The sequence below is a fragment of the Curtobacterium sp. NPDC092190 genome (assembly GCF_044755625.1).
GTDB lineage: Bacteria > Actinomycetota > Actinomycetes > Actinomycetales > Microbacteriaceae > Curtobacterium.
In genome coordinates this window covers 376069-398841 of the sequence record NZ_JBIVRJ010000003.1, presented here as the reverse complement: position 1 = coordinate 398841, position 22773 = coordinate 376069, and the positions used below count along the sequence as shown (strand labels likewise).

Below are 22773 nucleotides of genomic sequence, written 5' to 3'. Positions count from 1 at the left end.
GGTCCGGCACGGGGAGGCCGCCCGCACCCCGGGCGGGGTGCGGGCGGCCGGGGGTCACCGACGCTGGGTCGGCGTGGAGCCGGTCATCGGCCCGGTGAACGATCCGGCCTCGGCTGCTGCGAGCCCGGCGCGGGCCTCGAGCTCGGCCTCGGCCGACGGCGCCGAGCGGTCGACATCGGACGAGGAGCCGTCGGACGAGGAGCCGTCTGACGAGGATCCGTTCGCGGCGTCGTGCTGTTCCTGCAGCGCCGAGCGCTGGCGCAGCGGCGGCACCCGGAAGAACCAGGTGAGCACGAAGGCGAGCAGGATCACGCCGAGTCCGACCCAGTAGATCGTCACGGACGAGGCGTTGAAGCCCGCCATGAACGGCCGCGTGAGGCGGCTGTCGGCGCCGGTGAGGAACGAGGTGTCGTTCGTGCTCGTCGCCGCGGAGTCCGAACTGGCACCGTCGTCGATCTGCTTCGCCAGGGCCGGCGTGAGCTCGTCCACCCAGTACGACCGCTGCGAGGCGTTCGACCAGTCGACCGACACCGTGCCGTCCTGGACGCTGGCGTGCGCCTCGTCCGCCACGGCCTCGAGGGCTGCGGACTCTGCGGCCGGGGTGGCCGCTGCGACCTGCTGGTCGATCACGCCCTGCGCCGCGGCAGCGGGCACGGCACCGGCGGCGACCTGCTGCTGCACGGCCGCGGTGACCTGCTGCGTGACGGCCTGGTCGGCCGCCTGCTTCGCCTGCGCCGAGGCGTCGTCGAGCTTCCCCTGGACGGTCTGCTGCAGCGGGGTGGTGATCGGGGCCCAGATCGTGTCGATCGCGCCCTGGTTGGCCGGCTTGCTCGCCACCGCGGGGTCGAGTGCGGCCGACAGCGCCGGCTTCAGGTCGGCCTGGTTCGCGGTCGCCGTCAGGATGTTGCTCGGCATGACCGAGAACAGGATCGAGAGCAGCACCGCGGTGCCGAGCGTTCCGCCGATCTGCCGGAAGAACGTCGCCGAGCTGGTCGCGACGCCCATGTCCCGGGCCTCGACCGAGCCCTGCGACGCCAGGGTCAGCGACTGCATGACCGAGCCGAGCCCGAGGCCGATCAGGAACATGCCGATCATCAGGAACCAGAGCGGCTTGTCGATCGTCATGAAGGTCAGGACGACGTAGCCGGCCGACACCAGGAACGTGCCGATGACCGGGAAGATCCGGTAGCGGCCGACACGGGCGACGATCTGGCCCGAGGTGATCGACGCGATCATCAGACCACCGACGAGCGGCAGTGTGGCGAAGCCCGACTCGGTCGGGGTCAGGCCCACGACGATCTGCAGGTAGAGCGGGATGGTCAGCATGGCGCCGAACATCGCGAAGCCGACCAGGAACCCGATGACGGTCGCCATCGAGAACGTGCCGGAGCGGAAGAGCTTCAGCGGGATGATCGCCGCGTCGCCCATCTTCGACTCGACGAGCAGCAGTGCGACGAGTCCGAGCGCACCGATCACGTAGCTGGCGATCGCGGCGGGCGAGCCCCAGCCCCAGGTGCGGCCCTGCTCGGCGACGAGCAGCAGCGGCACGAGCGTGACGATGACGGCCGTCGCGCCCCACCAGTCGACCTTCGGCTTGTCGCCCTTGCCGTGCACCTTCGGCAGGTGCAGGAAGACGATCACCATGATGAGCGCGGCGACGCCGATCGGCACGTTGATGAGGAGCACCCAGCGCCACCCGGTGATCCAGAGGATCTCGGAGGAGCCGGCGAGCAGGCCGCCGATGAGCGGTCCGATGACGGACGAGATGCCGAACACGGCGAGGAAGTACCCCTGGTACTTCGCACGCTCACGCGGCGCGAGGATGTCACCCATGATCGCGAGCGGCAGCGACATGAGCGCGCCGGCGCCGATGCCCTGCACGGCACGGAAGGCCGCGAGCATGAGCATCGAGGTGGACATCGAGGACAGCACGGCGCCGAGGATGAAGACGACGATGCCGAAGATGTAGAGCGGCCGTCGGCCGAAGATGTCGGAGAGCTTGCCGTAGATCGGCGTCGCGATCGTCGACGTGATCAGGTAGGCCGTGGTCACCCATGCCTGCTGGTCGAGACCGTGCAGGTCGTCGCCGATGGTGCGGATCGCCGTGCCGAACACCGTCTGGCCGAGGGACGACAGGAACATGCCCGCCATCAGGCCGTAGATCACCAGGAGGATCTGGCGGTGCGTCATGAGCGGCTGCTGGCCGGAGGTGCCGGGCGCGTGCGCGCCGGTCGCCGCGTCGGGGCCGGCGGTGTCGCGGCCCTGCTGCACCGAGACGGGTGCGGTGGCGGTCATCGAACTCCTTTTTCGTACTGTGTAACTTTGCAGACCGCGCAACGGTACATCCGGTGGTTCCGGAATGCAACTAAACGGCGACGGACGGGAGGCGCGTCGCGGCGCCGCCACGCGCCTCCCGTCCGGCCACCGCTCGCCCGGTCGCGTCAGCGGGCGTCCGCCGTCCGAGGTACCGTTTCCCCATGAGCACGGACACCGCCACCGCCACCGAGACCGCCGACGAGGGGCCCGTGGTGACCTTCGCCGACCTCGGCCTGAGCGATCCGGTGCTCAAGGCCGTCAAGGACATCGGCTACGAGACCCCCTCCGCCATCCAGGAAGCGACGATCCCGACGCTGCTCGAGGGGCGCGACGTCGTCGGCCTCGCGCAGACCGGCACCGGCAAGACCGCGGCGTTCGCGCTGCCGATCCTGTCCCGCATGGAGTCGGGCAGCAAGGTGCCCCAGGCCCTCGTGCTGTCGCCGACCCGTGAGCTCGCGCTGCAGGTGTGCGAGGCGTTCGAGCAGTTCGCGTCGCACATGAAGCACGTGCACGTCCTGCCCGTCTACGGCGGCCAGGCGTACGGCGTGCAGCTGTCCGCGCTGCGCCGTGGCGTCGACGTCGTCGTCGGTACGCCCGGTCGCATCATGGACCACATCGCGAAGGGCACGCTCGACCTGTCCCAGCTGAAGTACCTCGTGCTCGACGAGGCCGACGAGATGCTCAAGATGGGCTTCGCCGAGGACGTCGAGACGATCCTGGCCGAGACGCCGGACGACAAGCAGGTCGCGCTGTTCTCGGCGACGATGCCCGCGCAGATCCGTCGCATCTCGCAGCAGTACCTGAACGACCCGTCCGAGATCACCGTCAAGACCAAGACGAAGACCGCCGCGAACATCACGCAGCGCTACCTGATGGTGTCGTACCCGCAGAAGGTCGACGCGCTCACCCGCATCCTCGAGGTCGAGGACTTCGAGGGCATGATCATCTTCGTCCGCACGAAGAGCGAGACCGAGGCCCTGGCCGAGAAGCTCCGCGCCCGCGGGTACGCCGCGGCGGCGATCAGCGGTGACGTCGCCCAGGCGCAGCGCGAGCGCACGGTCAACCAGCTGAAGTCCGGCAAGCTCGACATCCTGGTCGCCACGGACGTCGCCGCCCGTGGCCTCGACGTCGACCGCATCACCCACGTCGTGAACTTCGACATCCCCGTCGACATCGAGTCCTACGTGCACCGCATCGGCCGCACCGGTCGCGCGGGCCGCAAGGGCGACTCGATCAGCTTCGTCACGCCGCGCGAGCGTCGCCTCCTGTCGGCCATCGAGCGCCACACGAAGCAGCCGCTCACGCAGATGCAGCTGCCCACGGTCGAGGACGTCAACGAGACGCGCTTGAGCCGGTTCGACGACGCGATCACCGCGGCGCTCGAGCAGCAGGACCGCATCGAGAAGTTCCGCGACGTCATCGCCCACTACGTCCGCAACCACGACGTGCCCGCCGAGGACGTCTCGGCCGCGCTCGCGGTCGTGGCGCAGGGCGACTCGCCGCTGCTGCTCGACCCGGCCGACGACCAGCTCCGCAACCAGGTGGACCGCGACGGCCGCCGTGGTGAGCGCCGCGACCGTGACGACGACCGTGGTGGCCGCGAGGACCGTGGGCCGCGCCGCTCGCAGCCGATGACCGCCTACCGGATCGAGGTCGGGCGTCGCCACCGCGTCGAGCCGCGCCAGATCGTCGGCGCCCTGGCGAACGAGGGCGGCCTGCGGCGCGACGACTTCGGCGCGATCCAGATCCGACCCGACTTCTCGATCGTCGAGCTGCCCGAGAGCATGGACCCGGGCGTGCTCGACCGACTGGCGGACACCCGGATCAGCGGGAAGCTCATCGAGATCGCGCCGGATCGCCGCGGTGGTGCCCGTCGGTACGACCGCGACGACCGCGGACCGCGTGCGCCCCGTCGGGACGACCGTCCCCGCCGTGACGACCGCCGTGACGACGACCGTCCGGCACGCAAGCCCCGTCACTGACCAGCCATCGGTCGGTCCCTGACCGGCCACTGATCCGCTGCGCGACCCCGTCCTACGGGGTCGCGCAGTCGCGTCGCCCGACCCCACCGGCCCTGCCCCCTGCTCCCTGCCGGGCCGACCCCGGGACGGACGCGAGCCGCCCGCCCGTCGCGGGTCGCGCCTCCCGTCGGGTCCGCTCAGGCGGTCAGCCCGTCCACCGTGCGGCGGCAGACCTCGTCCCAGGGCGTCGGGCCGAACCCGAAGTGCGCCCGGGTCGCGGTGTCGTCGACCACGTAGGGGGCCGACCACTGGTAGCCGAGCTGCGCGACCTCCCGCATGAACGGGGACACCGCGCCGATCCCGCGGAGCAGGCCGATCGGCAGTGACCGCACGCGGACGGCGGGCCGACCGGCCGTCCGGAGCATCTCGGTGAGGACCTGCTCCTGGGTCCGCGGTGCGTTGGTCGGGACGATCCAGGTCCGGCCGTGCGACCGCTCGTCGTCCGCCGCGGCGACGAGGAGCCGCGCGACGTCGCCGACGTCGGTGTACGAGTGCGGCTGGTCCGCGCGCCCGATCACGGTGACGGGCTTCCCCCGCAGCGCGGTCGGGAGCACCCGCGTGACGTGCCCGTTGACGCCGGTGCCCGGGCCGACGTAGTCCGAGCCGCGGACCTCGACCGCGCGGATGCGTCCGGCCTCGTGTGCCGCCAGCGCGTCCGCCCACATCCGGGCCCGCAGGACGCCCTTGTGGTCGGTCGCGGCGTCGGGCAGGTCCGCGCGCATCGGTCCGTCGACCGGGCCGTACGGGTACAGGTTGCCGGTGATCGCGTACACGGCACCCGTCCGCTCGGCGGTGGTGAGGAGGGAGGACGCCAGCGGCGGCCACACCCGCTCCCACTGCGTGTAGTCACCGGGGTTCGCGCAGTTGTGGAGTGCTGCCGCGCCGTCCGCGACGGCCGTCAGGGCGTCCGCGTCGGCGGCGTCGAGGCCGACGTGGCGGACCCCGGGCAGACCGGTGTCGCGTCCGGAGCGCGTGACGACGATGACCTCGTCGCCACGCTCGGACAGCAGTGCCGCGGTGTGGCGACCGACGGGGCCGGCGCCGACGACGACGTGGTGACGGGGCATGGTTCCTCCTGGGATTCGGGAGAGCAGTGCTCTCGGAAGCCATCATGCAGCCGGACGCACTCCATTGCAAGAGCAGTGCTCTCGTTTGTGTGCGGTGCTCTCCCGTGACACGCTTGACGGCATGGTGGAGAAGGCGAGGACCGCCCGGTCCCTGGCACGGGAGGCCGTGCACGCGAGCATCCTCGCGGCCGCGCGCGCCCGGCTCACCGAGGAGGGACCGGCGCAGCTGAGCCTGCGCGCCGTCGCTCGTGACGTCGGCCTGGTGTCCTCCGCCGTGTACCGGTACTTCCCGAGCCGCGACGACCTGCTCACCGCGCTGCTCGTGCTCGACTACGACGAACTCGGCGCCGCGGTCGAGGCGGCAGAGGCGCCGGTCGACCGGTCCGACCACGTCGGCCGCTGGGTCGCCGCGTGTCGTGCCGTCCGACAGTGGGCGATCGGGCACCCCGGGGACTTCGCGCTCCTGTACGGCTCACCCGTGCCCGGGTACGTCGCACCGCAGGACACGGTCGAGCCCGCCTCGCGGACGACGCACGTGCTCGTCCGCGTCGTCACCGACGCGTGGTCGGGGGTCGCCGGGTCCGAGCTGGCTCCGGACTGGAGGCTCGGTGCCGGTCCCACGATCGGCTCGCGGCCCGCAGCGCCGGGCGCCGTCGCCGACGCGGTCGCCTACACACGAGAGCGCGGCCTCCACGACGACCCCTCGCCCGAGGTCGTCCTGCGGACCCTGATCGCCTGGACGACGGTGTTCGGCGTCCTGTCGTTCGAGCTGTTCGGGCACGCGGTCGGCTCGGTGACCGACCCGGCGGCGTACTTCGACGAGGTGATCGTCCGCCTCGCGCACGATCTGGGGCTCGCAGCGCCCGGATGAGCCGATCTCACCCCGTGGACGGGGCGGCGGGCTGACAGCGGTGCCCTGCCTGCGGTAGACAGGGCGGTACGGCGCACTCACCCAGCGCTCGCCGGCTGCAGCAGGAAGGACGCCGATGACCGCGCTCGACGTCAGCCGTCAGGACCGTCGCCGACTCACCACCGGCACCCCGACCAAACGGCTCGCGACCGTGCGCACCGTCGCGCTCCTCGCGTCGATCGCCGGCGTCAACTACATCGTCTGGCGCTGGGTCGGCTCGGTGAACTGGCACTCGTGGTGGATCGCGGTGCCGCTGATCCTCGCGGAGACCTACAGCGTGATCGACTCGCTGCTGTTCGCCTTCGGCGCCTGGCGACTCCGCGAGCGCGGGGAACCGCCGACGAAGCCCGCCGGGGACGTCACCGTCGACGTCTTCATCACGACGTACAACGAGCCGGTCGAGCTGGTCGTCCGCACCGCCCGTGCGGCGAAGGCGATCACGCACCCGCACGCCACGTGGATCCTCGACGACGGCAACCGCCCGGAGATGCGCGCCGCCGCCGAGTCCCTCGGCATCGGCGTGATCACGCGCGGTGCCGACTGGGTCGACCGGCCGCGGCACGCGAAGGCCGGCAACCTCAACAACGCGCTGCTCGCGACGCAGGGCGAGTTCTTGCTCATCCTCGACGCCGACCAGGTCCCGGAGCCGTCGATCCTCGACCGGACGCTCGGCTACTTCAAGGACGAGCGGATGGCGCTGGTCCAGACGCCGCAGTGGTTCGAGAACGTGCCCGAGGCCGACCTGCTCGGCAGCCAGGCGCCGCTGTTCTACGGGCCCATCCAGCAGTCGAAGGACGGCTGGAACGCGGCGTTCTTCTGCGGGTCGAACGCGATCCTGCGGCGCGAGGCACTCATGCAGCTCGGCGTGACCCGCTACGTGCGCGAGGTCGAGGAGTCCGTCGAGCGGACCATCAAGACGTCGCGGAAGCTGCTCGCACGAGCCCGCGAGACCGAGACCGACCCGCGGGTGCTCGACGCGCTCGACGGTGCGGAGCAGGTCGTCGACCGTGCCCGTGACCAGATCGACCGCGGCGAACCGCTCGGCGACGTCACCTACGACTTCCAGCGCGGCATCGACGCGATCGCGTACCGGTTCGCCGCCGCCGACCTCGAGTCGGTCCGCCGTGACCTGCAGGAGCTCGCCGCGATGTCGACCGAGGCGGACACCTTCGCCGGTCTCGACGACGCTGCCCTCGACGTGCTCGGACGACGGGATGCCTCGCCGGTGGCCGCGATCGAGTCCATCGCGGTGCTCGCCCGGGCGCTCGACGTGAACCGCGACGACGAGGCCCAGCCGATCATGCCGCTCGCCACGATCTCCGTGACCGAGGACATGGCGACCGCGATGCGCCTCCACGGCCTGGGATGGAGGTCCGCGTACCACGACGAGATCCTGGCGAAGGGCCTCGCGCCGGAGGACCTGCCGACCATGCTCGTGCAGCGACTCCGCTGGGCGCAGGGCACCATGCAGGTCTTCTTCCGCGAGAACCCCCTCGTGCAGAAGGGCCTGTCGTGGGGGCAGCGCCTCATGTACTTCTCGACCATGTGGAGCTACCTGTCGGGCTTCGCGGCGATCGTGTACATCGCGGCCCCGGTGCTCTGCCTGTCGTTCGGTGTCGTGCCCGTGCAGGCCTACAGCGTCGACTTCTTCGTGCGGCTCATCCCGTTCCTCGTGCTCAACCAGCTGCTGTTCTGGGTGGTGGCCGCCGGCAGACCCACGTGGCGCGGGCAGCAGTACTCGCTCGCGCTGTTCCCCGTCTGGATCGAGTCGGTGACGAGCGCGTTCGAGAACGTGTTCCGCGGCAAGCCACTGGGGTTCCGGGTCACGCCGAAGGTCAAGGACGAGTCCGACCAGCGACCGCGGTGGGACCTCGTGAAGCCCCAGCTGTACGCGATGGGTGCACTCGTCGCCGCCCTCGTGATGATCGCGATCCGGTACGCCACGGGCCAGGCGGACGGCATCGCGCCGCTCGTGAACACCGCGTGGGTGATCTTCGACCTGTTCATCTTCAGCATCGTCGTCCGCGCCGTGCTCTACCGCGGACCGGAGGCGGGGACGCCGCAGTCCGAACACGTGTCCTCGACGGCAGGAGGCCCACTGTGACCGACCACGACCTGACCTTCGACGTCCCGGCCGTCGCCGGGTCGCTCGACGTCGTGCAGGACCGCTTCGGCGCCTGGTGGGACACCCTGGGGGTCGACGACGCCCGTCTCCGCTTCTCGCTCGAGACCGCCCTCGCCGAGATCGCCGCCAACATCGTCGAGCACACGCGACGCACCGATGCCGAGGCCGGCCGCGGGTACACGGTGGAGCTCTGCGCCACGGACCGTGAGCTCGTCGCGGTGCTCACCGACAACGGGCGCCCCGCCGACGTCGACCTGTCCGCCGTGACCATGGCCGACCCCGACGAGGAGAGCGGTCGCGGCCTCGCGCTGGCGATCGCCGCGCTCGACCGCCTCGAGCACGAGCACACCGGCGGCCACAACATCTGGACCCTGGCGTGCAACCGGTGAGGGGCGCGCTGGCGAAGGCCGTCGCGTTCCTCGTCGTCGTCGGGACGCTGCTGCTCGGCGGGGCGCTCCCCGCGTCGGCCGTGTCGGCTCCGGGTCGTGCCGGCGAGACGCCCTCCGACGGGCGCGTGTGGTTCGGCCCGGACCTCGACTGGGGGAGCGACGCCCCCGACGGGTACGAGGGCCGGCTCGGCGCGACGCCGTCGGTCTACGGCGTCGAGATCGAGTACCCCTTCGACCGCAGCGCACGGAACGAGTTCCTGCGGGCGACCCGCGCGGCGGCCACCCAGGGCGCGGTGCTCGCCGTGAGCCTGGAGCCGTCGCGGTCGCTGCGGTCCCTCACGAAGGCCGACGCCGCCGCGGCGAACCGGCTGTTCGAGGAGGTCCACCGGCAGTACGACACCCAGTTGCTCGTGCGCTTCGCTCCCCAGATGAACGGCACGTGGGTTCGCTGGGGACAGCAGCCGACCGCGTTCGTCCCGGCGTTCCGGACACTGGCCGCGGCCGTGCACGCGGGCGACTCCGACGCTGCCATGGTGTGGTCGCCGTCGTACGGCGCGGGCTACCCGTTCGGCGAGTCCGCCGGGCGGCTGCAGACCCTGTCGGGCAGCGACGTCGCCGAGCTGGACACCGACGGCGACGGCCGGCTCACCGCCGCCGACGACCCCTACGGCCCGTACTGGCCCGGCGCGGAGAGCGTCGACTGGGTCGGGTTGTCGATGTTCTTCTTCGGCAAGGGCAAGGCGACCGAGGCCGCGGGCCGCGACGTCCCGCTGACCCGCAACGAGGTCCCGCAGGACGGCGAGGTCGCGGCGCGCTTCGACGAGACCTGGGGCTACGAGCAGACGCAGTCCGGGGGCACGTTCACCGAGCGCTTCGCACAGGGCGAGGACCGGCCGATGCTCCTCGACACCGGCGCGCTGTACGACCACTCGTTGCGCGGCGAGGCCGAGCTCCCGGTCAAGCAGGCGTGGTGGCGGCAGGTGATCGCCGCCGTGCAGGACCACCCCGAGGTCCGGGGCGTGACGTTCCTCGAGACGAACCGGCGCGAGCCCGAGGCCGGCAACCGCGTCGCCGACTGGCGGGACACGGCCGACCCCGGGATCGCTGGGTCCTTCCGGACGGACCTCGAACAGGCCGGGGACTTCGTGCTCGGACCGGTGACGGAGCGCGTGACGACGCAGGAGGGTGCCGCGGCGATCAGCCAGCAGTACGAGACCGGCGGCGACCAGATGGCGTGGATCGTCTGGTGCGCCTTCGGCCTCGCAGCGGCGTTCCTGCTGAGCGGGCTCGTCGGACGGCTGCTGCCGAGCTGGCGGTACCCCGACGACGGCAAGCCCGGGCGCGACCTGCGCCTCGACCTCTTCCGCGGGTTCATCATCCTCGCGGTGGTGATCACGCACATCGAGATCGGCGGGCCCTACTCGTACATCACGCTGCACGCCACCGGAGCGATCACCGGCGCCGAGATGTTCGTGTTCCTGTCCGGCATGGTGCTCGGCATGACGTACCCGTTCGCGATCAAGAAGTTCGGCGAGTGGGTGGCGGCCGTCGGGGCGTGGAAGCGGGCGCGGAAGCAGTACGTCGTCACCCTGGCGGTGATCGTGGTCGTCTTCGCGCTGAGCTTCGTGCCGTTCCTGGACACCGACGCCATCACGACCTTCACCGACCGGGGGACCGGCACCGGTGGCGTCGGCGCCGAGGGTCGCGTGTACGACCTGTACCCGAACGCGATGCAGCTGCTGGCCTACCCGCCGCCCTGGTTCGCGATCCGGCAGTTCCTGCTGCTCGAGATGGGGCCGTGGCCGTTCAACATCATGGGCCTGTTCGTGGTGCTGAGCCTGTTCATCCCCGTCTTCCTGTGGGCGATCCGGCGTGGCTTCTGGTGGGCGCTGCTCCTCGTCAGCTGGGGGCTGTACGCGTTCCAGGCGCTGAACCCCGAGTTCCGCCCGCTGAACTCGCAGTTCGAGTCGGTGTTCCCGCTGCTCACCTGGCAGGTGGTCTTCACGCACGGCCTGGTGCTCGGCTACTACCGGCGCCAGGTGATCGGAGCGCTGACCGGCCGACTCGGCAAGGTCCTGATCGGCATCGGGATCACCGGGTACGCCGCGTTCCTCGTCTACGTGTGGGCGGGCGACCACTTCGGGTTCACCCCGGCACCGTTCCCCGCGTCGATGTACAACGACCTGTACAACACGGCGTACCAGCGGGTGGACCTGCAGTGGGGGCGTCTGGTCGACATCGCCTTCTTCGCGATCGTGTCGTACGCGATCCTCACCGTGTTCTGGAAGCCCATCAGCGCCGTCATCGGGTGGCTGTGGATCCCGATCGGGCAGGCGAGTCTCTACGTGTTCGTCTGGCAGGTCTTCTTCGCGCTGGCCATCGCGTCGATCCCGGGCGTGAACTGGTTCAACGGCTGGATCGGCTTCGCGGCCCACACGGCCCTGATCCTGCTGGTCTGGTACATGATCCGGAAGCGCTTCATGTTCTCGGTCATCCCGCGCTGACCCGCGTGGGCGGCGTGGTCCGTCGCAGCGGGCTCCGAGTCTCGTCCTGACCGACGGTCCTCGCGGTCGGCGGCACGAGGACCGTCGCTGAGCCCGAGTCTCGGGCCGGGCTGGGCCGGGCAGGGCCGGGCGGGCGGGACGGAACGACGGACGGGAGGCGCGGTGCCAGCTGGCACCGCGCCTCCAGTCCGACGCGTGGTCGCGTCAGTGCGTGGCGACGCGCAGCGGCTGCGGGTCCACCGGGTCCGGGGGGACCGGCAGGGAGCCGCGGACCTGGTTCTGCGCCTGGCAGTCGCTCGTGCAGTTCGTCGCGCCCTGCGACAGCTCGACCGCGTCCTCGCCGAGCACACCACCCATGCGTCCGCCGGGCTGGACCGTCCAGGTCGTGGTGGTCGCGGTCTGCGAGGTCTTCGTCGCGACCTGCGGGCTGTCCTTGCCGAGCAGCATCTGGTGCGCGTCGCTGCCCGAGGACACCGCCGCGACGCCGTCGCCGAAGTTGATCTTCCCCGTGTAGGGGTTGGTGAAGTAGAACAGCCCGGCCCCGAGCGTGTGCGTGAACGTCACGGGCTGGGCGAACTCGGTCTCCATCTGGAAGATCCCGCCCTGGGCGCCGTCCTTCGCCTGGATCTTGAACTTGCCCGCGCCGGTGCCGAAGATCGCCACGAGCGTGTCGTCGCGGACCTCGAGCGAGGAGAGCTTCGTGCCGGCGAGCTGCGCGGCGGTGAGCGACGGGACCTTCGAGGCGAACACCACGGTCGGCTTCGTCACCATCCGCTGGGTGTCCGGTGCCCCGGTCAGCGTGTAGTCGTACACGCCGAGGTCGGCGATGCGGATGTCGAAGCCGTTGTGCTTGCCGCGGACCGCGATGGTGCCGGTGACGGCGACGTCCTTGAGCTTGAAGTCCTTGCCGACGGCGGGGTTCGTCGTGGTGCCGTTCACGGTGACGGCGTAGTCCCCGCCGGTCGACGTCTTGCCGGACGCGTTCGCGGGGGACACCCCGACGAGGGCCGCCGCGGCGACGGCGCCGAGCGCGATCGCGGTGGCGATGCCGGTGGTGCGGCGTCGCGTGCGCTGGATGGTCATGGGGTGCCTCCTGGGCTGGTCCGACGCGCCGGCGGTGGTCGCGTCCCTCGTGACGATCGTCGCCGGGACGCGGAGGCGGCACCATCGGACCTTGGTACTAGTACCCGCTCCGCCGGCGTGAGCACGGCCGGGTCGTCACCAGCCGTGGTCGCGGGCCCAGAGCGCCGCACTCGTCCGGTCGGCGACGCCGATGCGGCGGAACAGCGATCCGACGTGCACCTTCACGGTCCGTTCGGCGATCCCGAGCTCGGTCGCGATCTGGCGGTTCGACAGGCCGCGCGCGATGCGGTCGAGCACGTCGCGCTCGCGGGGCGGCAGGGCCGGTCCGCGGTCCCGCCCCGCACCCGGCAGCAGGGCACGGGCGACGCGGGGGTCGACGGGCGCCTCGTCGCGCGCCGTCGAGCGGACCGCGGCGACGACCTCCTCCGGGGCCGCGTCCTTGAGCAGGTACCCGGTCGCCCCTGCGGCCAGGGCAGCGCGCACGCGGTCGTCGTCGGAGAAGGTGGTGAGGACGAGCACCCGGACCGCCGGCATCGTGGTGCGGATCACCCGCGTCGCCTCGACCCCGCCCGCGCCGGGCATGGAGAGGTCCATCACGACGACGTCCGGGTGCAGGGACGCGGCACGCTCGGTGGCCTCCTCACCCGTGCCTGCCTCGCCGACGACGTCGCAGTCGGTCGTGGTCGCGAGCACGGCGCGGAGGCCCTGTCGGACCAGGGCGTGGTCGTCGACGAGCAGGACCCTCACCGCAGCGACTCCGTCCTGGCGGGCAGCGTCAGCTCCCAGGCGGTCCCCGCCCCCGGTGCGGTCCGCAGCAGCAGCGCGCCCCCGGTGTCCTCGGCGACCTCGCGCAGGAGCGTCGTGCCGAGGTGCCCGGCGGGAGCCGGCCCGTCGAGGAGCCGCGGGTCGAAGCCCACCCCGTCGTCGGACACGCGCACCACCAGGTCCCCGCGGTCGGCCCGCACCGACACCCGGATGCGGGTCGCGTCGGCGTGCTTCACGGCGTTCCAGACCGCCTCACGCACGAAGCGCACGACCGCGGTCCGCGCGGCCGTGGAGGCCTCGAGCGGCTCCGGCACGTCGACGTCCGTCACCACCCCCGCGGCCCGGGCACGGGCGCACGCGTCGTCGAGCGCGGCACCCAGGCCGTCGCGACCGGGAGCGGCCGGGCGGATCGTCGCCATCGAGGTCCGGAGGGCGGACACCGCCTGCCGGAGCGTCTCGGCGGCGGCACGGGTCTCGGGCACCGCACCGAGGGAGAGTGCGAGCCCGGCGACGTCCTGCACGGGACCGTCGTGCAGTTCGCCTGCGAGGCGTCGGCGCTCGGCCGCCTCGGCGTCGAGCGCGCGCCCGAGCAACCGCTCGCGGAGCCGCTGGCCCGTCCGGATCCGCACGAGCAGCCAGAGCAGCAGCGGCACGAGCAGCACGAGCACGACCCCGACGGTGCCGAACGCCAGCGCGGCGAACGCGGCACGCAGGTCGGCGGCGCGGGCGAGGACCTGGTCGTACGGTCGGTACGCCTCGAACAGCAGGGCCTCACCCGAGGGCGTGTGCACCGCCTGGTACGCCTCGAGCAGCGGTCCGTGCCCGCGTTCGTACCGGTTCTCGGGCTCGTCCAGGTCGGACACCTCGGCGTCGGACCGGTCGGTCCGGAGCGCCGCGAGGTCCTCGTCGGAGAGCGGGAACTGCTCGCCGACGAGCCGGGGTTCGTCGGACCAGAGCACGGTGCCGTCCGCGCCCCAGAGCTTCAGGCGCACCGTCGAGCCGGCGCGGGACTCGCCGGCCAGGGCGCCGTCGAGTCGTGCGCGGGCGACGGCTCGGGCGTCCGGGTCGCCGCTGGTGACGTCGTCCACGAGGGCGGGCTCCACCACCACCCGGGCGAGCGCGGCGGTGTCGGCGGTGGCGTCCCGCACGGCGAAGGACTCGGCGACGCGCTGCGACACGAGGGTGCCCGCGGTCGCGACGACGGCGCCGCCGAGCAGCGCGGCGACGACGACCCCGACGAGCACCCGCCGCCAGGGGGTCCGTGCCGCACGACGACGCGGGTCGGCGGTGACGAGCACGACCGGGGTCGGCTGCCCGCTGGTCGACGCCCGGTGTCCACGCACGGAGCAACCGTAATCGCCCTGAGCTGCACTCGCGTCCTGGTCGCGGATGCCGGACGAGCCGGCCGTGTGTCGCGTGCCCGTTCCTTCCCATCACGCCTGGAGTGGGAAGCGGAACCGCGCGTACCTGGTCAGGAGGAACGACCTCGTACGCGCGGATCCGCTTGCTACGCGCGGATCCGTCCGGCAGGGTGGCGCGAACAGCGACGGACGGGAGGCGCGGTGCCGGCCGGCACCGTCCTCCCGTCCGTGCGTGCCTGCGTCAGCCCGCGGGCGTCCGGTCCGGCGCGGAGGCGAGCGCCTGCCGCACCGACCCCCACGCGGCGAGCCGCTCCCGGACGGCGTCGTCCCGCTCGACCTCGAGCGCCGTCGCGTGCGCCTGTTCGAGCACGTCGTCGACCACGACGCGCTGTCCCGAGCGGGCGGAGGCGATCGCCGCGTCCACCATCACCAGGCTCATGACGTTGCCGTGCACCTCGCCGTCGGGGGTGACCCCGGTCCGGACGGCCCGCACGAAGGACGCGAGCGCCCCGGCGATCTCCGTGCCGACCCCCGGCGCACCCGCCGGCGTGCCGGGTGCGTCGTCGATCACGCTCGACGGGTCGTGGTCGCCGTCCCACGACGCCGACCCCGACGCTCCCGACGCGCGCCAGTCACCGTTCCACGACGTCTCGTCGCCGGGCGCGCACCACGAGCCGTCGTAGACGTACCGGACGTCGTCCTCGAAGGTGAACACCGCGGCGGCGTCCGCGTCACCGCGGTACCAGGACCACGACGGGTTCCACGACTCGCAGTACACCGACACCGGGTCGCGCTCGAGCACGTAGCGGGCGGAGTCGAAGGCGTGGATCGCCATGTCGAGGAGCAGGACGTCGTCCATCTCCTCGCGGAAGCCGCCGAAGTGCGGGGCCTTCGCGAACCGGGTGTTCAGGCTGCCGACCCCGCCGAGCGCGCGGACGTGCTGCCGGAAGGCCACGAGCTGGTCGTTGTAGCGGCGCGACTGCGACACCATGAACAGCTGCCCGGTGGCCTCGGCGGCGGCCGCGAGGGAGAGCGCCTCGGCGACGGTCTGCGCCGCGGGCTTCTCGCCGAGGACGGGGAGTCCCGCGTGCAGGGCGTCCATCGTCACCGGGTGGTGGGCGACGGGCACCGTGATGTCGAGGACGGCCTCGGCACCGGTCTCCGCCAGGAGCGCGGGCAGGTCACGACCGACCGGGATCGTCGGGGACCCGGCGAGCTCGGCCCCGGCGCGGGCGGCGTCGAGGTCGAGGTCGACGACTCCGACGAGCTGGACGTCCGGGTCGGCGGCGACCGTCCCGAGCCACGCGCGGCCCATGCCGCCGGCGCCGACCTGCACGACCCGCAGCGGGGCGTGCTCGGTCATGCGCGGGCCTCGGCGGGCTCAGCGGGCTCGGTCGGCTCGGTCGGCTCGGCGAGCTCGTCCTCGGGTGCGTCGTCGAACGGGCCGCGGTAGTGCTGCCCGTCGAAGTACTCGCCGAGGTCGTAGCGGCGCAGGGTCGGCAGCTCGCGCTCGCGCTCCGGTCGCGCCCACTCGGCCGCGTTCGCGATCACCCGTCGGACGTCCGGGTGGTGGTACACGGGGAAGTCCTGGTCACCGGGGGAGAAGTAGAAGATCCTCCCCAGGCCGCGGCGGTAGGTCATGCCGCTCCGGAAGACCTCGCCGCCGGTGAACCCGGAGATGAAGACCAGCTCGTCGGGCGTGGGCACGTCGAAGTACTCGCCGTACATCTCCTGCTCGGGGATGACGATCGGGTTCGGGACACCGCGGGTGATCGGGTGCTGCGGGTTCACGGTCCAGACGAGCTCCTGGTCGTGCTCGCTCCGCCAGCGCAGGGTGCAGGTGGTGCCCATGAGCTTGCCGAAGATCTTCGACCAGTGGCCGGAGTGCAGGACCACGAGCCCCATGCCGGACAGCACGTGCTTGTGGACGCGGTCGACCACGGCGTCGTCGACGTCGGCGTGGGCGGCGTGCCCCCACCAGGTCAGGACGTCGGTCTCGGCGAGCACGGCATCGGTCAGCCCGTGCTCGGGCTCCTGCATGGTGGCGGTGCGGACGACGGCGTCCGGCAGGTTCTCGCGGATGCCGTCGGCGATCGCGCCGTGCATGCCGTCCGGGTACCGCTCGGCGACGTGCTGCTCGACCTGCTCGTGGACGTTCTCGCCCCAGACGGTGATGCGCAGCGGGGTGGTGGTCATGGTGTGGGCCTTCCTGGAGGGGTGGCGTGGAGCACGTCGGGGGCGGTCGTCACTTGACCGCCCCGCCGAGTGCACCGGCGGAGATGTAGCGCTGGGCGACGATGAGGAGCACGGCCGCCGGCAGGGACGCGAGGACCGACGTCGCCATGACGGGTCCCCAGTCGGTGACGTTCGAGCCGATGTAGTTGTAGATGCCGAGCGTGATCGGTCGGACCGCGTCGGTCGAGGTGAGCGTGAGCGCGATGAGGAAGTCGCCCCACGCGCCGAGGAACGTGAAGAGTGCCGCGGTGACGATGGCGTTGCGGCTGATCGGCAGCACGATCGACACGAAGGCACGCAGGTCGTTCGCCCCGTCGACGAGCGCGGCCTCGACCAGGCTCGGCGGGATCGACTCCATGAACGCCCGCATGAGCAGGATCGCGAAGGGCACCTGCACGGCGCTGTCGGCCAGGATCAGCCCGACGTAGCTGTTGAGCAGCCCGACGTTGTTGAAGAGCGTGTACAGCGCGTTGGCGATCACGATGCCGGGGATCATCTGCGTGATGAGCAGCACGAGCAGGAACACCTTCGTGCCGCGCATCCGGAACCGGGCGAGGCCGTACGCCGCCGGGGTCGCGATCGCCAGCGTGAGCACGACGGTGCCGAGGCCGATGATCATGCTCGACACGAAGTTCTGCCCCTGCTGGGCGAAGGCCGCCCGGTAGCCGGCGAACGTCGGGTTCCACGGGAACCAGGTCGCGGTGGCGGCTCCCGAGGTGGCCTGGAGGCTCGTGTTCACCATCCAGTACACGGGGAAGACCATGATCGCGAGGAACACGATCCCGAGGATGGTGAACGGCAACCCCTTCGCGGTGCGGCGCGGGCGGGGCGCTCGTGCGCTCCGCTTCGTCGTGATCGCACGGGTGACGGTGATGGTCTGGTTCGCGAGTCCGACGCTCATTCGTCGACCGCCTTCCGGGAGATCGCGATGTAGACCATCGCGAAGACGAACGAGACGACGATGAGCACGTTGCTCACCGCGGCTCCGATGCCGAACTGGAAGTTGATGAACGACTGGTGGTAGGCGTTCGTGGCGAGCGTCTGCGTCGAGTTCGCGGGACCGCCGCCGGTCAGGCCGAGGATGATGTCGACGACCTTCAGCGTGTAGACGACCCCGAGCACGATCACCACGCTCACGACGCTCCGGATGCTCGGCCAGGTGATGTACCAGAACGCCTTGACGCCGGTGGCACCGTCGAGGGCGCCCGCTTCGTAGAGCTCCGGCGGGACGGACTGCAGCCCGCTGTACAGGATCGTCGTGTTGAAGGGGATGCCGAGCCAGACGTTCACGCCGATGACGGCGATGAGGGCCAGGCTCGGGCTGACCAGCCACGGCACGGGGCCGATGCCGACGACGCCGAGCAGCTGGTTCAGCGCACCGCTGTCCTGGTCGAGCAGCCACTTCCACACCGCGCTCGAGGCGATGAGGGGGAGCAGCCACGGCAGGAGCAGCAGGCCGCGCAGGAAGCCCGACAGCGGGAAGTGCCGCCGGAAGAACAGCGCGAGGCCGAGGCCGAGGACGAACTGCAGGACGATCGAGCCCGCGGTGAACAGGGCGGTGTTGACGACGCTGGTCGTGAAGACGCTGCTCGAGAAGACCGCGATGTAGTTGCCGAGGCCGACCCAGGGGGCCTCGCCGGTGAAGAAGGTCTTCGTCGTGTAGTCCTGGAACGACATCAGGATGTTCTTGACCACGGGGTAGCCGAAGAACAGGGCCACGAACACCGCGGCCGGCACGACGAACAGCCAGCGGGTGATGGACGACCGGAGGCGCGCGCGGCGCTGTCCGGGGCGGGCGGGGGCCGCGGGCGTCGTCGCCCGGGGCCGGATCTGCGTGGAGGCGCTCATGTCAGGTCCTTCCGTCAGGGAACGGGGAGCCGGTCTCGCGACCGGCTCCCCGGCTCCGCTACTGGTTCTGCGACTGCGCCTGCTCGAGCGCCTGCTCGGGGTCGGCCTTGCCGGTCAGTGCGAGCTGCACGGCGGTGTAGATCCTCGTGGCGGCCTTGGGCCAGTCCGGTCCGAGCTCGGCCGTCCGGGCCCGGGCGGTCTGCACGGTGGTGACGAACGAGGCCACGTCGGCGTGGTCCTCGGCCCACTTCTTGCCGACCTCGATGTTGGTGGGCACGTTGCCGCTGACCCCGGCCAGGACGGCCTGCATCTTGTCGCTGTTCAGGCACCCGACGAACTTGCCGGCGAGCTGCATCGTGTCCTTGTTCCCGGTCTGCGGGACGGTGAAGGCCTCGCCGCCGAGCGGGGCGACGGTCTCGGACCCGGTGCGCGTCGGGATCGGGACGCTGTCGAACTCCAGGTCCTTCGCCTTCTTGAGCGCCGGCAGCTGCCACGGACCGTTGATCATCATCGCGGCCTTGCCGGCGATGAACTGGTTGTTGACGTCGGCCTGCGCCCAGTTGATCGAGCTCTTCGACATCGAGCCGTCGTCCTGCAGGTCCTGCACGAGCTGCAGCGCCTGCGCGGCCTCGGGCGTCGCGATGTCCTTCTCGTCGCCGCCGTTCGACCAGAAGAACGGCAGGAACTGCCAGGTGCCCTCGTAGGTGTTGATGTTGCTCATCGCGAAGCCGTACGTCGACCCGTTCGTGAGCTTCTTCGCGGCTTCCTGCAGTTCGTCCCACGTCTTGGGCGGCTGGACGCCTGCCTCGTCGAGCAGCTTCTTGTTGTAGTACAGCGCGATGGAGTTCGTGTTCGGCTGCAGCCCGTAGAGCTTGCCCTCGAACGTGTTCGCGCCCTTCACGCCGGGGACGTCGTCGTCCGCGTCGAGGCCGTAGTCGGCGAGGTCGGACAGTGCACCGGACGAGGCGATCTGCTGCACGTCGGGGTTGTCGAGCATGAGCACGTCGGGCAGGGTGCGCGACGACGCCTGCTGCAGGACCTTCGAGATGAGGCCGGCGCCGGCGACGTGGTTGATCTTCACCTCGACGCCGACGTCCTTCGCGCACTGCTGGTACACGGGGTCGTAGTTGGCGTCGTAGTAGTCCTCGATCGTGAGGGTCTTGCCGCCGCCGCCGGACGACGACGCGTTGCCGGAGCCGGAGCACCCGGCCAGGACGAGGGGGACCGTCGCGACGATCGCGGCGGCGCCGACGAGGGCGCGGCCCCGGCGGGACGTGGAGCGGAAACCAGGCTTCATTGCACTGCTCTTCTCTTCGCGGATGCGGGGAAGGACACGGTGCGTCGACTCCACTGACGTCGTCGTCGCGGTGGTCCTGGGGCGAGAAGCTAACAGAGAAGCGCTTCACCTGTAAAGCGCTTTTCTGGTTCCGGTGCGGGTCTATGCTCGTGACCACCGCAGTGCACGCGGAGCAGGACGGCACCGTCGCCGGCCTGCCGCCGGACGTGCACGGAACCCGACGGTGCCGATCGATCAGGAGGGGCCGATGGCCACGATGCAGCAGGTCGCCGACCGCGCCGGCGTCTCCATCGCGACGGTGTCGTTCGTGGTGAACGGCACGAAGTACGTCACGCCGGCGACGACGGCGAAGGTCACCGCGGCGATGCGCGAGCTGAAGTTCCGCGGCAACGTCGTTGCGCGCGCGCTTGCCAGTCGGCGGACGCGGATCATCGCCCTGCTCTTCCCGACGACGGGCAACCGCTTCAGCCCGACCACGTCCGAGTTCTTCATGAACGCCGCCGAGCGGGCGTCCGAACGCGGGTACCACCTGGTGCTCTGGCCCGTCGACCCTGCGGGCGAGGACCTCGACGACCTCGTCTCCGGCGGTCTCGTCGACGGCGTCGTCCTCATGGAGGTGCGGATGGACGACCCGCGCGTGGTCAAGCTGTCCGAGCTCGGGGTGCCCTTCACCCTGATCGGCCGGACGCGCGACGCCGCGGAGCTGCCGTACGTGGACATCGACTTCGAGACCACCATCGAGGACGGTCTCGACCACCTGCAGGGTCTCGGCCACCGGCGCTTCGGGCTCGTGCTCGAGAGCCTCGAGGGCACACCGATGGCCGGGTACGCACCGCACCTGCGGGTCGAGGACACCTTCCGCCGCTCGGTCGCCGAGCGCGGCGGTGCGGGGACGATCATCACCGCGGGGCCCGGCAGCGAGGGCGGTCGCGACGCCGCCCGACGCCTGCTCGAGGCGGACCCGGACGTCACCGCGGTGCTCGTGATGAAGGACGACTCGTCCGCCGGTCTGCTGGTCGGGCTCTACGCCGCGGGTCGACGGGTGCCGGACGACGTCTCGGTGCTCAGCATCGCGTCGTCGGCCGCGGCGGGGGACCAGCACCACCCCCGCCTGTCGACGATGATCGCGCCCGGCCGCGAGCTCGGCGTGCGCGCGGCCGACGCGCTGATCGACCGCCTCGACGGTACGTCCGTCGAGCTGCCGCACTTCCTGCTGCCCTGCGTGCTCCGCCCCGCCGAGTCGACGGCCCCCGCACCCACCCGCTGACCCGCGCGGCCACGCCTCGGACGGGAGGCTCGTGGCGGGCCCGCACCGAGCCTCCCGTCCGTCGCCTACTCAGGCTCCCTGTGCGGTCGCTCAGGCGCGCTTGGTTCTGTGGTGCCACGTGATCGCCGGGTGCTCGCGCACCCTTCGTCGAGGAGGACGGATGGCAATCGACCGCAGGCTCTTCCTGCTGGGGGGCACGGGGGTGCTGCTGCTCGCCGGCTGCTCCACCCGGCCGGAGCGCACCACCGTCGAGCAGTGGCCCACCGACCCGCCCGAGGGCGACGTCACGATCAGCTGGTGGGCGGGGCAGGTGGCCTCGAAGGACGGCGGTGACCTCCGTCGCCGGTTGATCGCGGAGTTCCAGAAGGAGCACCCGAACATCCGCGTGCGGATCGTCAGCGCCCCGAGCGACACCGACACGAACCGCACCAGCCTGACGACGCAGATCGCCGCTGGGAGCCCGACACCGGACGTGTACCTGGGCGACGTCGCGTGGCCCGGGCAGTTCGCGAAGAACAAGCTCGCGACCCCGGTGAACCAGCTCGTCGGCGAGGACTTCTTCGAGCAGTTCCCCGAGGGACTCCGGCTGGCCGCCAGCGTCGACGGGACCTACTACATGTTCCCGCTCTACATCGACGAGTCGTTCTTCCTGTACCGGCAGGACCTGCTCGACAAGCACGGGTTCCAGGTCCCGCGCTCGTGGGAGGAGGTCAAGGAGACCGCCGCGAAGCTCGTCGACACGGGCGACGTCGACTACGGGCTGGCGTTCCAGGGCGACGTGTACGAGGGCCTCACGTGCAACGTCACCGAGTTCGTCGCCGACGCGGGCGGCTCGCTGCTCAACGACGACCTGACGAAGCCCGCGACCACGAGCTCGGAGACGAAGCGCGCCTTCGAGTTCATGCGGTCGCTCATCACCGACGGCGCCGCACCGCGCGCGACCCTGACGTACCAGGAGCAGGACACGAACGACGCCTTCGCAGGCGGTCGCGCCGCGTTCCTGCGCAACTGGTCGTACGCGTGGGGCATCGCCAACGGGCCGGACTCCGCGGTCGCGGGCAAGGTCGGTCTCGCCGCGCGCCCGACCTTCGACGGCACGGACGAGCACCACTCGACGATCGGTGGGTGGGGGAACTACATCAACCCGCACACCCAGCAGCCCGCGGCGGCGCTCACCTTCGCGGCCTGGATGTCGAGCGAGACGGCGCAGCAGTTCCTCACCCGCGAGGGCGGTGTCCTGCCGGCCCGCAGCGCGAGCCTGGTCAGCGACGACGCGAAGCGGCAGAACCGCCCGACGTACGACACCGCGGCGGGCATCACGCTCGTTCCCCGTCCGACCTCGACGGCGTACTACCCGAAGGTCTCGCAGGGCGTGTACCAGAACGGCAACAGCATCCTCGGCGGGCAGGCCTCCGTCGACGGCGGCACCCGCGCGATGGCCTCCGCGATCTCGCTCGCCCTGACCGGGGACGCGCTGTGAGCGCCGGCACCGCGACGCGGACGCCGGCCGGCGCAGCCGGTGCGGGCGGGGGACGGACTCCGGGGAGGAGGCCCGACGGGTACCGCCCGACGAGCGCTCGGTCGC

At 71.4% G+C, this 22773-nt stretch carries 17 protein-coding genes; 7 read left to right on the top strand and 10 right to left on the bottom strand.

Annotated features, from left to right (window positions below):
- Positions 1-54: 54 nt before the first annotated feature.
- A complete protein-coding gene (locus ACIQFY_RS09700; RefSeq protein ID WP_066652372.1) occupies positions 55-2295 on the bottom strand; it encodes an MDR family MFS transporter in 2241 nt (746 codons plus the stop codon).
- Positions 2296-2477: 182 nt separating this feature from the next.
- Between ACIQFY_RS09700 and ACIQFY_RS09695 the strand changes: the two genes are divergently transcribed.
- Complete coding sequence (locus ACIQFY_RS09695; protein WP_400339664.1) at positions 2478-4298, top strand: DEAD/DEAH box helicase; 1821 nt, start codon at positions 2478-2480, stop codon at positions 4296-4298.
- 176 nt (positions 4299-4474) lie between these two features.
- Here ACIQFY_RS09695 and ACIQFY_RS09690 read toward each other — a convergent pair whose 3' ends face one another.
- Positions 4475-5404 (bottom strand): NAD-dependent epimerase/dehydratase family protein, encoded by a 930-nt coding sequence (locus tag ACIQFY_RS09690; RefSeq protein WP_400339662.1) that lies wholly within the window; start codon positions 5402-5404, stop codon positions 4475-4477.
- Between the two features lie 121 nt (positions 5405-5525).
- Here ACIQFY_RS09690 and ACIQFY_RS09685 point away from each other — a divergent pair, with 121 nt between their 5' ends.
- The 4 genes from ACIQFY_RS09685 to opgC all read left to right on the top strand — a co-directional run bounded on the left by ACIQFY_RS09685 (position 5526) and on the right by opgC (position 11332).
- Positions 5526-6275, top strand: a complete 750-nt coding sequence (locus ACIQFY_RS09685) for a TetR/AcrR family transcriptional regulator (protein WP_326495611.1) — start codon at positions 5526-5528, stop codon at positions 6273-6275.
- A gap of 115 nt (positions 6276-6390) precedes the next feature.
- A complete protein-coding gene (locus tag ACIQFY_RS09680; protein WP_326495612.1) occupies positions 6391-8418 on the top strand; it encodes a glycosyltransferase in 2028 nt (675 codons plus the stop codon).
- Positions 8415-8828, top strand: coding sequence for an ATP-binding protein (locus ACIQFY_RS09675; RefSeq protein WP_326495613.1), 414 nt, complete (start codon positions 8415-8417; stop codon positions 8826-8828). Before ACIQFY_RS09680 ends, ACIQFY_RS09675 begins: the two co-directional genes overlap by 4 nt.
- Positions 8816-11332 carry an OpgC domain-containing protein gene (gene opgC / locus ACIQFY_RS09670; protein WP_400339657.1) on the top strand — a complete coding sequence of 839 codons (2517 nt, stop codon included), beginning with the start codon at positions 8816-8818 and terminating at the stop codon, positions 11330-11332. Before ACIQFY_RS09675 ends, opgC begins: the two co-directional genes overlap by 13 nt.
- A gap of 204 nt (positions 11333-11536) precedes the next feature.
- On the opposite strand, the gene ACIQFY_RS09665 is transcribed toward opgC, so the two are convergent.
- From ACIQFY_RS09665 to ACIQFY_RS09630, 8 genes are all read right to left on the bottom strand, one after another.
- The gene (locus tag ACIQFY_RS09665; RefSeq protein WP_400339655.1) at positions 11537-12415 is read right to left on the bottom strand and encodes a hypothetical protein; all 879 of its coding nucleotides are present in this window, start codon (positions 12413-12415) and stop codon (positions 11537-11539) included.
- A 135-nt stretch (positions 12416-12550) separates the two neighbouring features.
- Entirely contained in the window at positions 12551-13162 is a 612-nt protein-coding gene (locus ACIQFY_RS09660) for a response regulator (protein WP_400339652.1), read from the bottom strand.
- Positions 13159-14523 carry a sensor histidine kinase gene (locus ACIQFY_RS09655; protein WP_400339649.1) on the bottom strand — a complete coding sequence of 455 codons (1365 nt, stop codon included), beginning with the start codon at positions 14521-14523 and terminating at the stop codon, positions 13159-13161. Before ACIQFY_RS09655 ends, ACIQFY_RS09660 begins: the two co-directional genes overlap by 4 nt.
- Before the next feature lie 259 nt (positions 14524-14782).
- Positions 14783-15904, bottom strand: a complete 1122-nt coding sequence (locus tag ACIQFY_RS09650) for a Gfo/Idh/MocA family oxidoreductase (protein ID WP_326495615.1) — start codon at positions 15902-15904, stop codon at positions 14783-14785.
- On the bottom strand, positions 15901-16737 hold the full coding sequence (locus tag ACIQFY_RS09645; protein ID WP_326495616.1) for a ThuA domain-containing protein: 837 nt from the start codon (positions 16735-16737) through the stop codon (positions 15901-15903). The genes ACIQFY_RS09650 and ACIQFY_RS09645 overlap by 4 nt, the downstream gene beginning before the upstream one ends.
- 49 nt (positions 16738-16786) lie before the next feature.
- Positions 16787-17677: a carbohydrate ABC transporter permease gene (locus ACIQFY_RS09640; RefSeq protein WP_326495617.1), complete on the bottom strand. Its 891-nt coding sequence runs from the start codon at positions 17675-17677 to the stop codon at positions 16787-16789.
- Entirely contained in the window at positions 17674-18624 is a 951-nt protein-coding gene (locus ACIQFY_RS09635) for a sugar ABC transporter permease (RefSeq protein ID WP_326495618.1), read from the bottom strand. Before ACIQFY_RS09635 ends, ACIQFY_RS09640 begins: the two co-directional genes overlap by 4 nt.
- Before the next feature lie 58 nt (positions 18625-18682).
- Entirely contained in the window at positions 18683-19921 is a 1239-nt protein-coding gene (locus tag ACIQFY_RS09630; protein ID WP_326495619.1) for a sugar ABC transporter substrate-binding protein, read from the bottom strand.
- A 247-nt stretch (positions 19922-20168) separates the two neighbouring features.
- Here ACIQFY_RS09630 and ACIQFY_RS09625 point away from each other — a divergent pair, with 247 nt between their 5' ends.
- Positions 20169-21188, top strand: coding sequence for a LacI family DNA-binding transcriptional regulator (locus ACIQFY_RS09625; RefSeq protein WP_326495620.1), 1020 nt, complete (start codon positions 20169-20171; stop codon positions 21186-21188).
- A 160-nt stretch (positions 21189-21348) separates the two neighbouring features.
- Positions 21349-22668, top strand: coding sequence for an ABC transporter substrate-binding protein (locus ACIQFY_RS09620; protein ID WP_066652411.1), 1320 nt, complete (start codon positions 21349-21351; stop codon positions 22666-22668).
- Positions 22669-22773: the final 105 nt, after the last annotated feature.